The 13,579-nt window shown below is 44.9% G+C and carries 8 protein-coding genes; 3 read left to right on the plus strand and 5 right to left on the minus strand.

What is annotated here, in order from left to right; all coding sequences use genetic code 11:
* A complete protein-coding gene (locus tag EGV92_RS08350; protein ID WP_131668740.1) occupies positions 1 to 1,353 on the minus strand; it encodes a Na(+)-translocating NADH-quinone reductase subunit A in 1,353 nt (450 codons plus the stop codon).
* 976 nt (positions 1,354 to 2,329) lie between these two features.
* Between EGV92_RS08350 and hisA the strand changes: the two genes are divergently transcribed.
* From hisA to EGV92_RS08365, 3 genes are all read left to right on the plus strand, one after another.
* Entirely contained in the window at positions 2,330 to 3,067 is a 738-nt protein-coding gene (gene hisA / locus EGV92_RS08355; protein ID WP_131668741.1) for a 1-(5-phosphoribosyl)-5-[(5-phosphoribosylamino)methylideneamino]imidazole-4-carboxamide isomerase, read from the plus strand.
* 231 nt (positions 3,068 to 3,298) lie between these two features.
* Positions 3,299 to 4,804 (plus strand): mechanosensitive ion channel family protein, encoded by a 1,506-nt coding sequence (locus EGV92_RS08360; protein WP_165525594.1) that lies wholly within the window; start codon positions 3,299 to 3,301, stop codon positions 4,802 to 4,804.
* A 193-nt stretch (positions 4,805 to 4,997) separates the two neighbouring features.
* Positions 4,998 to 5,273 carry a hypothetical protein gene (locus EGV92_RS08365; protein ID WP_131668743.1) on the plus strand — a complete coding sequence of 92 codons (276 nt, stop codon included), beginning with the start codon at positions 4,998 to 5,000 and terminating at the stop codon, positions 5,271 to 5,273.
* A gap of 110 nt (positions 5,274 to 5,383) precedes the next feature.
* Here EGV92_RS08365 and rnr read toward each other — a convergent pair whose 3' ends face one another.
* From rnr to thrS, 4 genes are all read right to left on the minus strand, one after another.
* Entirely contained in the window at positions 5,384 to 7,621 is a 2,238-nt protein-coding gene (gene rnr, locus EGV92_RS08370) for a ribonuclease R (RefSeq protein WP_131668744.1), read from the minus strand.
* Between the two features lie 367 nt (positions 7,622 to 7,988).
* A complete protein-coding gene (locus EGV92_RS08375) occupies positions 7,989 to 9,224 on the minus strand; it encodes a toxic anion resistance protein (protein WP_131668745.1) in 1,236 nt (411 codons plus the stop codon).
* A 487-nt stretch (positions 9,225 to 9,711) separates the two neighbouring features.
* Complete coding sequence (gene infC, locus EGV92_RS08380) at positions 9,712 to 10,215, minus strand: translation initiation factor IF-3 (RefSeq protein WP_131668746.1); 504 nt, start codon at positions 10,213 to 10,215, stop codon at positions 9,712 to 9,714.
* A gap of 23 nt (positions 10,216 to 10,238) precedes the next feature.
* On the minus strand, positions 10,239 to 12,173 hold the full coding sequence (thrS, locus tag EGV92_RS08385; RefSeq protein WP_131668747.1) for a threonine--tRNA ligase: 1,935 nt from the start codon (positions 12,171 to 12,173) through the stop codon (positions 10,239 to 10,241).
* Positions 12,174 to 13,579: the final 1,406 nt, after the last annotated feature.

Raw genomic sequence — 13,579 nt, forward strand, 5'->3', positions numbered from 1 at the left:
TTAGCCCTCTTGCTCGATGCGAGTTAAATTGTCACGCAAGATATCACCGAACTCATACTTACCAGGTGATACAAAGGTACATAGTGCCAAATCTTCCTCATCAAGCTCTAACACGCCCAGATCTACAGCACTCACGATGTCCTCGACAATCAATGCGCGTAGTAGCTGAGTGGGTAGATAGTCTTGTGGCATAACTTCTTCATAGACACCGATCGGCACCATCGCTCTAGGTGAGCCATTGGTGGTCGTCGTAAAGTTGAATTTTTTACCACCGAAGAATTGTGAGATATAGATGGGCAGCTTTGAGAAGCGGCTCTTACCAGCACTAAGGTAGTGAAAGGCAGGGCGCTCATGTCCCTCAGCTAAGACAGATATCTGATTATGGAAGCGGCCAAGGTAAGCTGTTGGGGCGATGGTCTTGCGCCCCGATAACACTGACCCTGAGATAATACGGTTGTCACCAGCGACAAGCTCGTTCTTGGTCATGGCTGTAATATCTGCACCGCGTTCTGTCACAATAAGGTGCGGATTTTTTACCGAAGGCCCTGCTAGGCTGACCAGTCTTCGAGTGAACAGACGACCCGTGGTGAATAGTTTGCCGATAGCAATAACATCTTGATAGCCAATCGTCCAAACCGTTACTTCACGGCTGACTGGATGCAAAAAGTGAATGTGCGTACCAGCTAGACCCGCTGGGTGCTTACCTGAAAAGGCATGGTATTCAGTGCTGTTATTTGGCGCAGTCTGCGATAGCTTTGGCAGTTGGGCTGCGCCGTCATGGCAGACATAAGTCTTTGGGCTCAAGGTCGACAAGACCGCTAGGCCGTCGTTGAAGGCTTGCAGCTCCTCATTGATCAGCAGCATAGGATCAAAGCTTAACGGCTGAGTATCCATAGCGGTGACAAAGATCGCACCAGGGCGAGTGCCGATGTCTGGACTACGGCTATAAGGCCGCGTCCGAAAGGCAGTCCATTCGCCGGACTTGATGAGCTGAGCTTCGACTGCTTCAGGGTCTAATCCAGCAAGCTTATCAGAGGCATAACGCTCGAATTCAACTTCTTCACCATTTGGATCGACAGCAATCACCAAGCTTTCAAAGACCCGGCGCTCGCCGCGATTGATGGCGACGACTTTACCTGCAGCCGGCGCGGTAAAGATAACTCCAACGCGTTTCTTATCTTCAAAGACTGGCTGACCTTTAGCAACCACGTCCCCTTCAGTGACATTCATCGTAGGCTTCAATCCGACGTAATCATAGCCAATAATGGCGACATGAGAGGGACGATGCTCAGTGATATCACGAGAGGGTTGGCCTGCAATAGGCAAATCCAATCCTTTTTTGATGGTAATCATAAGCGAACACTTATTCCATAGTCTAAACGATACCAGACGTCCTGTTTGGTATGACTAAAGAAGCCTTATAAGCCTCCTTAAGCATTAAGCAAAGTAGGCCTTAAAGCGATCTTTTTAAGAGTATCAACGCTGATTCTGCTTCTAAAAAACAGACTCCTTTAACAATATATACATATCGCTACGTCAATATCTTAGTCGATTACCATAGTGGCGACTGGCTACCAAGTTTGTTAACACGCTAGTTCAATGAATGACCATCAAAAATTGCCTACAGTCAGTTCACTAAATACGTGAATGTAAAATATAAGAAGAATTGAGCAAATGTATTACAGTTACAAATAGGATAAAACGATAACGCCGCAAAAGCTTGCACAATGACACACTCGCTTTTGATTACGTCTAATTTAAATATATCTGCTGGTAAGCGCGATATACTAAGCCCTTGTAAAAATGCATAATTTCAATGGACGGGCTTAACTAAATAAGGTAAAACAGAGCGCTACTGCCTGTGACGTTAGATGTGAGGCAGTCAAGCTAGCTCATCTTTCCTCTACCTTAATAGAGCGTAGTTGAACATAAGCACTTAGTTTGAAGGCTTAATTTATAGCAATTTTGAAACTGTAGTGAGCATGTTTCGAGTGTGTCATTACGAAAAATACCCACGATTTGACCTAGGATTATACGATAAATTGCCCTAAAATTGCCAGTTAGTAATTAAAATTGTTTAAGGATGCTAGCAGGATAGGCCTTTGAGTAGCGCTGAGAGGCTTATCAAAAATCGGGATTTATTGGATTTAATATCAATCCATCTTCTATCATTATAAAGCCCAACTGACGTTAACTCTATCACTGAATAAGCGATATTAAAGATTTAGAGTCATGGGCTTTTGCTATCGGTAGCGGTTATTGTTGTCCCAACTTACTGATTCACTGTTTCGTACATTCATACTTATTTATCACACCCTAAGGAAAAGATATGCCAACCTCCCCTGTAATTATCCCCGCTATTGACTTAAAAGATGGCAAATGCGTACGCCTAAAACAAGGTCGTATGGAGGATGATACAGTCTTCTCAGACGATCCGGTCGCTATGGCAGCGCGCTGGGTTGAGTCAGGAGCTAGGCGTCTTCATCTAGTAGACTTAAATGGTGCTTTTGATGGGACGCCAGTCCATAAGTCGGTGGTGACTGATATCGCCAAAGCCTATCCCAAGCTGCCTGTTCAGCTTGGCGGCGGTGTGCGTTCGCTGACGACCATTGAGCACTATCTTGCTGCTGGGCTAACCTATATTATTATTGGCACTAAAGCGGTCGAAGATCCTGCATTTGTCGAAGAAGCTTGCCGCGAGTTTGCTGGGCATATTATCGTTGGTATCGATGCCAAAGACGGTATGGTTGCTACCCATGGTTGGGCCAATGTCACTGATACGAAAGCCACCGAGCTGGCCAAGCGTTTTGCCGATGCAGGAGTATCCTCCATCGTCTATACCGATATTGCTCGTGATGGCATGATGCAAGGGGTGAATGTCGAGCAAACCGTCAATTTGGCCCGTGAAGGTGGTCTGCCCGTTATTGCTTCCGGTGGCGTTACCGACATGAAAGACATCGAGCTACTAAAGCCTCATGGCGACTGTATCGAAGGCATCATCACTGGCCGCGCGATTTATGAAGGCACGTTAGATTTAGCTGAAGCTCAAGCCTACTTGGATAGTTAATCAGTTATTGTCGTCGAATCAAATCTAACCCGATGCAACTACAACTATCATGGGCAGATCACCGTCACAATTACCAAAACATAGGCAACTTTAATGGACTCTAACCCCTTAGATATTAACTGTCGTAAGCGTGGCAATGTTGCTTATAGTAGTGAGGATATGATGAGTTTTGCGACAAAGATGTGTGAATTACGAAAAATATCCTTGTCGACGCTAACGCGGTCACTATTTATGCTCTGGCTCAGCACTTTGCTAACCGTGCTGCCGATTACTTTTAGCCATGCTATTGCTGAGGAGCTTATTGCCGCTGATACCGCGTTAAATAGTGCTACAGAAGAGTCAAATCTGCCCCCTGTCTCTTCGACGACTAATGATACGACGATAGAGACGACCCCAGCCCCACAAAAAGATCAAGAAATCCGCCAGCGTATTTCAGGGATATTTTCAGAGATTGAAGGCCTCAATGGCATTACTATCAAGGTCAATCAAGGGGTAGTGACCTTGGGCGGTGAGGTCCCGAACGAAAAAAAAGCCCAACAAGCCATTAATCTGACCAATCGGTTGAGTGATGTGGTGACCGTTGAGGATCGCATCAGTCGAACCCTCGATGTTCAAGATAACGTTACCCCAGTCGTCAAAGGTTTGAAAAATCAAGCCCAAGGTCTAATAAAAGCCTTGCCTTTACTGCTGGTGGCGATTTTGGTATTTGCCATTGTGACGTGGTTCGGAACTTGGATATCTAGGCGCAATCAGCTTTGGCAGCGGCTCACGCCTAACCCATTTGTGGCTGAGCTACTCTCGCAGACCATCAAGGTGATCTTTATTATACTTGGGCTAATCCTAGGCCTTAGTTTAATGGGTGCTGAGGCCATTATTGGGACGCTGCTTGGCGGTGCAGGGGTCATTGGTATTGCCGTTGGTTTCGCGGTTAAGGACACCATTGAAAACTATATTTCCTCCTTGATGCTCAGTGTGCGACAGCCTTTTCGTGCCCGTGATCACGTGGTTATCAATAATCAAGAAGGTATCGTCGTGCGATTGACCTCGCGGGCTACCATCCTCATGACCTTAGATGGTAACCAGCTGCGCATTCCCAACTCTGAAGTCTTTAAAGGTACTATTCTTAACTACACCAAAAACCCAGAACGCCGCTTTACCTTTGAGCTAGGGGTCGATGCCAATGACGACCCCATTGCTGCTATTAAGGTTGGCTTAGATGCGATCAATGGTCTAGGTTTTGTGCTGAGCAAACCTAAGGCTATCGCTATTATTACCCAAGTGGGCGACTCTAATATTGTGCTAGAGTTTCAAGTATGGGTAAATCAGGCAGAGACAGACTTTTATAAAGCCCGCAGTATCGCCATTCGAGAAGCCAAGCATGCACTTGAGAATCAAGGATTTAGCTTACCAGAGCCTATCTACCGTTTACGCTTTAATACTGATGTCGAAGACGCTATAAAAACTTTATCTCCAGCGCTGCAATCAAGCGAGTCGCCAATAGGCGCTACCGTAACTACGATTGACACCAAAGACTCTAGCGCTTCAGGAGCAGCAGATACGGATGATAAAGAGAAAATTGAAGCCAAAGCCCGAGCGAAAAAGGTACTTCGCGGCGTAGAGGCAGAAGAGGTATTAGACGCTCGACCAGATACCAAGCTAATGGAAAAAGTAGAACAAGAAATTCAAGAAAATAGCGGGGATGATGATCTACTCAATAGCAATAGTCCCCAAGAGTAACGCCATTTGGATAAAGATTGGCTAGGTAAGATAGTTTAGATAAAAGAAATTTATACAAGGACGACTTTGCCCATGTTGTGCTATAAATTCTAAGTGATTTTAGTCAAATTTTTATAACTATCTATTATTTAACAAATTTTATTCATATAATTATTTTTAATTTAATATTTGCTTCTTGATTAAGGCCCATCCTATGCCAGCCAAACTCCTCATTGTTATCGCCATCTTAGGTATTGCTGGATTGGTGGTTTTTAACCTTATCAACACTCCCAAGCATGACCTTGCCACTGCTGAAGCGGATACCGTTAATGAATCTTCAGCCTCTGTACAAAGTGATGAGTCTATAGCAAATAAACCACTGGGGCAGCAACCTAAGGCTATGGTAGACCAAGCAACTGCTGAAATAGAGCGTGCGCAGCAGATAGAGCACGATAATATGGCGCAAATGGCCTCCGAAGCTGCTCAGTAATCTTGTTAAATTTTCCTAATTTCCACTTAAAACAGACAAACGAGTAAGCAATAAAAAAGGCTAAGAGATACTCTTAGCCTTTTTTGCGAATAATATCCTAACTGACTATATTAATCATTGTTGGTCTTCTTGCTACGACTGCGGCGACGTTTCTTCTTCGTCTGATTCATCTCGCTAGATCTTAGTTTTTCAACCAAATCAAAGTCGATCTGCAATAAGTCCATATTTACGCCAGCAACTTTTACTTTAACCAAATCGCCTAAGCCAAATAATGTGCCTTTGTCTTTACCAATCAGCTGTTGCTGCTTTTCATCGTAGACAAAGAAGTCATTGCCGACATTGGAGATATGCACTAGACCATCGATGAATAGATCGGTTAGGGTGATGAATAAGCCAAAGTTGGTCACGGTCGTCACCACACCGTCGAACTCTTCACCGACATGATCTTTCATATAATGACACTTGAGCCAAGATTCTACGAAGCGCGAGGCTTTCTCTGCTCGGCGCTCTGTGTCGGACGTCTGCGTGCCAGCATCGGACAAGGTGAAGTCCATTTCTGGCTGTTTCTTGCCCGTTACCTTAGCTTTAATAGCTCGGTGCAGCATAAGATCAGGATAGCGGCGAATTGGCGAGGTAAAGTGGCTATACTCGTCATAGGCTAGGCCGAAGTGACCAATGTTCTCTGGTGCATAGTTAGCCTGCATCATCGAGCGTAGTAGCATACTATGGATGCTAACCGCATCTGGACGCTCTTTGGTCGCTTCAATAATCCGCTGATAATCTGCCTGCGTTGGGTTTTCCTCTGGGAAAGAAATACCGAAGTTTTTGGCATACTCATGAATGCGCATGGACTTTTCGCCATCCGGCTTATCATGGTTACGATACAATACAGGCAGATCATGTTTTAAAGTAAAGTTAGCAGCGCAAGTATTGGCTAGCAACATGCACTCTTCGATTAGCTTTTGCGAGTCGCCACGAGTTCGCGGCAAGATAGCAGCAATACCGCCTTCTTCATTGAACTTAATGTAAGTCTCAACCGTCTCAAATTCCATCGCATGACGCTCAGCACGCTTTTGAACCAATAGGCCATAAAGCTGATGCAAAGTATCGATAGATTTTTTGACGTCCTTATTACCTGTTAACGACTCAGGAATGCTTTTATCTTTTGGATTATCAAAGTAGGCATTGACCTGATTGTAGGTCAATCGCGCTTTTGAATGGATCACACCAGGGTAAAACTCGTAGCCTGTGACGTTGCCTGCCCGCGAGACCTTAATGTCAGCTACCATACATAAGCGGTCACGATTAGGGTTTAAGGAGCATAGCCCGTTAGACAGGACCTCTGGCAGCATTGGTACGACATGATGTGGGAAATAAACAGACGTACCACGCTCATAGGCTTCATGGTCTAGAGCAGAGTTGGGTGTGACATAATGACTAACATCAGCGATAGCGACGACCACTCGGTAGTTACCACCAGAGCGCTTTTCAGCGAATACGGCGTCATCAAAATCGCGGGCGTCTTCACCATCGATTGTGACCATCGGTAAGTCGCGAATATCTTTACGACCCTTGATGTCTTTTGCCGTAGGCTCTTTGTAGCTATCCGCTTGTTTTAACGCTTCTTTACTAAACTCATGCGGAATATCATAGTTGAGCAGGGTAGTCTCAATGATGACTTCACGGTCGTTGTCGTCATCCATGATATCGACGATTTTGCCTGTAGCGAACTCATGCTGGTTCGGCCAGTCAATAATATCGACCTTGACTGGTAAGCCCGGTTTCGCTTTTAGCTCCTGAACATTTTCTTCAGTCACTGTGATTGGCTGATGATTATTAGGGCTTGATAGCTCGACGCAGTAGCCTTCATCATCTTGAGCTAACGTACCAATAAATTGAGTTTGCTGACGCTCAACCACATCGATAATACGGCCTTCTGTGCGGCCACGATTATCGGTAGTCGTACCGATAGCATTGACCGTATCGCCATTAAACACCCAGCGCATTTGCTTCTCATGCAAAAATAGATCAGGCATGTCATCTAATACGACGAAGCCAAAGCCTTTGGCATGTGCCGAGACGGTACCAGTGACGATATCTTGCTTGGTGACCGCGCGATACCTATACGGTCTACCTTCACGGTTCACTTGACCATCGCGGGCCATAGCCTTAAGACGGTTGCCTAAGGCATCGAACTGGTCCGCGTCTTCAATTCCGAAGGCTTCGGCCAGTTGTGGCTGCGTTGCTTCACCCAAATCTGCCAAAGTCTGTAATATTAATAGGCGGCTTGGGATAGGGTTGTCGTAGTTTTGCGCTTCTTGTTTGGCGTTTGGATCATTCCAAGTCATAGGTTTCCGTGTCTGTTCTTTTAGTGTCTAAAGGAGGCTATCTGGGTGTTGGAACGCTATAACTTTCCTAGTTAAATGCTAATTAAAATAGGAGGTTATCAACCAAGCGTGGGAAGTATGAATAGTTCACCAAACGAAGCTGATACCGGGGTATAACTATAGCGTTCTGACTTTATCACGTTATCTTACCACAAATTGTAAGGAGACAAGATAGCTTAGCGTTATTACTACAAGTAACCGCACTACTGCCTTAAATTTGAGACAGATATCTCAAGCTCGTTAAGATATCTGTCTGGTGGTCAATCGCTAAGCTAAGCGGAAGGTAAGTAAATACACGATAAGAGGTATTCACTCCCACTTTGCTGATTTAAAGTCTAACCTCACCCAATTTTTTGGGTTCTTCATTTAAGCTTTTACTGACTTCAACGACAGTCGTTTGGTTGACTCTATCTAAGTATTTATTAGCTTTACCGACTTCATCGGTCAGCACATTGACCGTTTGCTTCATGCTATCGAGCGCTTCGATCTTGTAGTTACTGATCATATCCATGGTCTCATAGATATTATTAAAGGCGTTCTGAAGGCGCTCAATCTCAATAGTGTTTTCGGTCGCTTGCTTATGAATATCGCCTGTTTGTTGTTTTAGCATGGCCGAGGTCGATTCAATTAGGCTGCTAGTAGTACGGTTCAAGGCATTGATTTGATCGAGTACCAGTTTCTGATTGGTCAAGGCTTGGGAGACCATTACCGCAGTACGTAGCGCAGAGATGGTGGTGGTGGTGGCCCGGTCGACACCTTTGATCAGCTCCAAATTGTTTTTACGGATCATATCCAAAGCAAGATAGCCCTGAACATTGACCGCCAACTGAGTCAAAAAGTCTTGGTTTTTTTGGCGCACGTAAAACAGCATCTCTTCTTGCACAATTCGAGCTTTTTCAGGATCGGTAGCTTGTAGTTCGCTAACTTTGTCTTCAAGCTGAGCATCGATTTGCTTGCCTACGTAGATGTACTGACGCAAAGACTGCATCATCGCCCACATATTGACTTTTTCTTGTTCGATGACCGCATTATCTTTTAGTAGCTCGTCTTTACCATTATAGAGACTCTCAACCACAGCATTAATATGCTTTTGCGAAGACTCATACTGGCGGAAGTAGTCTTGGACCTTATTGCCATAAGGGATAATACCTAAGAACTTACGCGTACCGCTCATTAGCTCTTTTTTACTAGGATCTAAGTCCTCCACAATACCGCGCAGCTCAGTCAGTGACTTAGCAATTGGTGATTGATCAAACAAAGAGGCATTCATGCTTTTTGCTGGACGGTCGAGCATGCGGTTCGACATCTGCGCTGAGGCGCGAATCTCAGCGTTACCCATTTGATGGATAGCTTGAACCTGCTTATCAAAGTCTGGCGTGTTTACAGGATTTGATAACACATGATTGACGAATTCATTGACCTTTTGATTAAGCTCAGGGATTTGGCTATCATCAAGCTTGACCATTTGATCGGCCTCGCTTTGTTCAACCACTTGCACGGGCTTGGGCGGCTCAAGGGTAATGGTAGGTTCTTTATCGGACTGTGGTGGTGTCAACTCTTGCATAAAATATCCTTTTTATAGTTTGATTAATTTAGGGGGGTAAGGGGGTAGTGAGTAAGCAGCATCTGCTAAGATTCAGCGAAGAGCAGGTGGCTAACTCGTCATTGCCGGGCTTTATAATTGTTATAATTCAATGCCACCAGCTAACTAATCAGTCAATACTGCTCAAAGATAATAAACTGCAAAGCCCCTAAACGCCAAGACTTATAATCTACTGTATTGCTCTGGTGGTATCTAGTGTAATTACTTAACTATTTGTAGTTCGCTTTTATGAGCAACCATAATTATAGTTACTGTTAGCCTATAACTTGTATTAAGAGTAAGCTTGGTTTAACAAAAACAAGTCTACCATAGCAGCTACCACCCTAATAACAGCTCGCTAAAAGCAAAAAAAGCCACTTCAAACTCGAAGTGGCTTTTGGGTAAGCAAGATAGGCCGCTTAATGACACTGACCTAGCAAGCTTGATTACTACTCATGACACTATTGGTCTATTTCTTACGTGTTGGGCCAAGCAGCATGCCCATCTGACGACCTTCCATCTTAGGAGGCTGTTCAACGTTGGCAATATCAGCAGTATCTTCAATGATACGCTCGAGCTGCTGACGACCGATGTCCTGATGCGCCATCTCACGGCCGCGGAAGCGAATAGTAACCTTGACCTTATCTTGGTCTTCTAAGAAGCTAACGATTTTACGCAGTTTTACCTGATAATCGGCCTCTTCGGTGCTAGGGCGTAGCTTCATCTCTTTCAGCTGCGTCTGCTTTTGGTTCTTTTTCGCCTCTTTAGCTTTTTGCTTTTGGTCATACAAGTAGCGTTTGTAATCCATTACTTTGCAGACCGGGGGCTTGGCATCAGGAACCAGCTCAACCAAATCCAGATTGTCATCACGAGCGGCTTGGCGGGCAGTCTCAATATCGACAACGCCCATTTGCTCGCCGTCTTCTTTAACTAAACGGACTTCTTTTAGCTGGATCTCTTCGTTGATGTTCAAACGGTTTGACTGTTTAATGGGTATTACTCCTCATCAGTTTTAGGTTGTAGTCGACCCTTTTGGGCGACGGCTTTCTCTACTAATTGGATAAAGTCAGTCACAGACATCACGCCTAAATTCTCGCCTTCACGAGTTCGTACGTTGACTTGTCCAGACTCGACCTCTTTGTCCCCCAATACTAGCATATAGGGAATACGCTCTAATGTTCGTTCTCGTATCTTAAATCCAATCTTTTCATTACGCAAGTCTGTGATTGCGCGTAGGCCAGCGGCTTTAAGCTCACTCACTACATTCTCACAAGCTTCGGCCTGTTTATCAGTGATATTCATCACCACTACTTGCTGCGGCGCTAGCCAAACTGGCATCCAACCGGCATAGTGCTCAATCAGCATACCGAGGAAGCGCTCAAACGAGCCAAGGATAGCTCGGTGTAGCATAATTGGCGTCTCACGCTCGCCGTGCTCATTGACAAATTCGGCCTCCAAGCGCTCAGGCATATTCGGGTCAACCTGAATAGTACCGCACTGCCAGACGCGGCCTAGGCAGTCTTTAAGACTAAACTCAATCTTCGGACCATAAAATGCGCCCTCACCAGGTAAGTACTCCCAGTCAAGCCCCGAGCTATCAAGAGCGTCAGCTAGGGCTTTCTCAGCAATGTCCCAAGACTCATCACTGCCCACCCGTTTTTCAGGGCGTGTGGACAGCTTCATCTCGATATTATCAAAGCCAAAATCGTCATACACAGCTAAAGTTAGCTTAATAAACGCTGCCACTTCCTCTTGAATCTGTGCTTGGGTACAGAAGATATGCGCATCATCTTGAGTGAAGCCGCGAACGCGCATCAGACCATGCAATGAGCCAGATGGCTCGTTACGGTGACAGGAGCCAAACTCAGCCATACGTAGTGGCAAATCGCGATAAGACTTTAAGCCTTGATTAAACACCTGAATGTGGCAAGGGCAATTCATTGGCTTTACCGCATAGTCGCGGTTTTCACTAGCGGTAGTAAACATATTGGTCGCATAGTTGCCCCAATGCCCCGATTTTTCCCACAAGCTTCTATCGACGATTTGTGGTGTCTTAATCTCTTGGTAGCCGTTTTCGCGCTGGACTTTACGCATATACTGTTCAAGCACTTGATAAATGGTCCAGCCGTTCGGATGCCAAAACACCATGCCGGGTGCTTGTTCTTGCATATGAAATAGGTTTAGCGCACGGCCAATCTTACGATGGTCACGTTTTTCGGCCTCTTCAATGCGCTGGATATACTCTTTGAGCTGTTTCTTATCTGCCCACGCCGTACCATAAATGCGCTGAAGCTGCTCGTTTTTAGCATCGCCGCGCCAATAAGCGCCGCTCATCTTCATCAGTTTAAATACTTTCAAAAAGCGCGTATTTGGTACATGCGGGCCACGGCACATATCGACGTATTCTTGATGATGGTACAAGCCGAAGGCCTCTTCACCCGGCATATCATTAATAAGCTTTAGCTTATAATCTTCGCCGCGCTCTTCAAAGATAGCGATAGCCTCATCACGCGGCGTCATTTTTTTGACCACGTCATAGTTTTGCTTAATCAGCTCCGCCATGCGTTTCTCAATAGCTTCCATATGCTCAGGGGTGAACGGCGTCTCGCTATAGATGTCATAATAGAAACCATCTTCAATGACAGGCCCGATGACCATCTTCACCTCAGGGTACAGCTGCTTGACCGCATGACCGAGCAAATGCGCACACGAGTGGCGAATAATATCCACACCATCATCGTCTTTAGCGGTGACGATTTCTACACTGGCATCATGGGTGATAGGGTCACAGGCATCTACTAACTGACCGTCGACACGGCCAGCGATGGTTGCTTTAGCAAGTCCAGGACCGATACTCTCAGCCACTTGCATTACAGTTGTCTGACCCTCAAACTCTTTCACGCTACCATCAGGTAAAGTAATCGCCACCATAATCTTTTATCCACCAGTCTCATTTATCAACTCAGTTCGCACGCCCCACTATTATAAATAGCACTGACCCACAAAACCAAAAAACGCCGACGATCAATCGCCAGCTATAACCTTCTACAATATCATACTATATGGGGACTATTATAAACTATTACTAGCCAATCCTGCTATCCGCTTGTATCTACCATGCCAGTCGGCGTGCGTCCTACAGGCCAGTCGCATTGCTGTTGCCTCGACACTACGCCTGACCTAAGGCCGCAGCGCCGCCTATCACGTTAGGATACCGCTGCTATCAGGGCTAAGAAGCCTTGTTTGCCGTAAGTTCTATTATTTAATCAATTAAGTGTTGGGTATCAGACTTTTAGAAAATCCCCGTTAAGGCTAATTTAAAAAATAGCTCTCTTGCACTCGGAGCAAAGCAGTGCTTTGCTTTAGTCCTCGTTCAGGGCTAAACCGCACTCTAAGGTGACCATCAAACACTAATAACCGCTAAAAATTCCTATTTAAAGGAATTTTCCTTGCGAGCCTAAAATTGCAGTGCAATTTTTATACGGCTCTCATATCGGGGCTAAAAGCCTTGTTTGCTGTGATTTTGACTATTTAATCAAGCAATCGGTTGTGTGGCTGAGTTGGGTAGGCTGGGGCTTTAACTCAGTAAATTAAAAAGCAGGATTTAATGAATGGCGTAGTGTGGGGGCTTACCCACGGAAAGAAAGATAGTTATCTATATAAGAAGGCATTTCTATCTATCATAAGAAGGCATTTCTATTCATAAGCAAGGAGAGTTAAGAAAACAGGCATACTTCTTTATATAGTAGAGCTTTTGTAGGGTGTGCTTCACGCACCAACCACTAAAGAAAGTTTAATGTTTTAGTAAATCTCAAAGGTATTTATCTGCCTTAAGAAGAGTGCTTAGAAGTTAAAGTTATTAATTATTACATGGTGCGCCGGGCGCACCCTAGGCACTACCTTCATATCAGACATAGCATCTATGTAGATATAGGGAATCATAGTTATAGTTATAGAACCGTCCCCCCTCCTTTTGAAAAGGAGGGGCAGGGGGAGGATTTATATTGGTAGATATGAAGCGTCTAAATTAGAAGAGGATTCCAAACCAAAAAGCAGCTTCCTAGAGCCATATTTGAGCTTAAAACGGCACAATTCTGGTTAATTGCATCTAATTTGAACTAAATCCAAACAAACTTAAAAAAGTTCTTGACGGAGGAGATAAACTGTATATAATACGCCACCTATCGAGAGGGAAGCGAGTCGAAGGTTAGCCGAATGGGTTAATTTTGAGGCAAGCGAAGTGAGGAATTTGAGGGGTTGGTGATAACCAAGCTTTTCAAATAAATCAAAAAACTTCTTGACAGATAAAATAAAGCGTCTATAATACGCACCTCATC

Origin of the sequence: Psychrobacter pygoscelis (assembly GCF_004335015.1) — a bacterium.
GTDB lineage: Bacteria > Pseudomonadota > Gammaproteobacteria > Pseudomonadales > Moraxellaceae > Psychrobacter > Psychrobacter pygoscelis.

Coding starts and splice junctions, on each gene's coding strand:
- rnr (WP_131668744.1), bottom strand. CDS start 7,621: ATGACTTGGAATGATCCAAACGCCAAACAAGAAGCGCAAAACTACGAC.
- EGV92_RS08360 (WP_165525594.1), top strand. CDS start 3,299: ATGCTCTGGCTCAGCACTTTGCTAACCGTGCTGCCGATTACTTTTAGC.
- thrS (WP_131668747.1), bottom strand. CDS start 12,173: ATGGTGGCGATTACTTTACCTGATGGTAGCGTGAAAGAGTTTGAGGGT.
- hisA (WP_131668741.1), top strand. CDS start 2,330: ATGCCAACCTCCCCTGTAATTATCCCCGCTATTGACTTAAAAGATGGC.
- EGV92_RS08350 (WP_131668740.1), bottom strand. CDS start 1,353: ATGATTACCATCAAAAAAGGATTGGATTTGCCTATTGCAGGCCAACCC.
- EGV92_RS08365 (WP_131668743.1), top strand. CDS start 4,998: ATGCCAGCCAAACTCCTCATTGTTATCGCCATCTTAGGTATTGCTGGA.
- EGV92_RS08375 (WP_131668745.1), bottom strand. CDS start 9,224: ATGCAAGAGTTGACACCACCACAGTCCGATAAAGAACCTACCATTACC.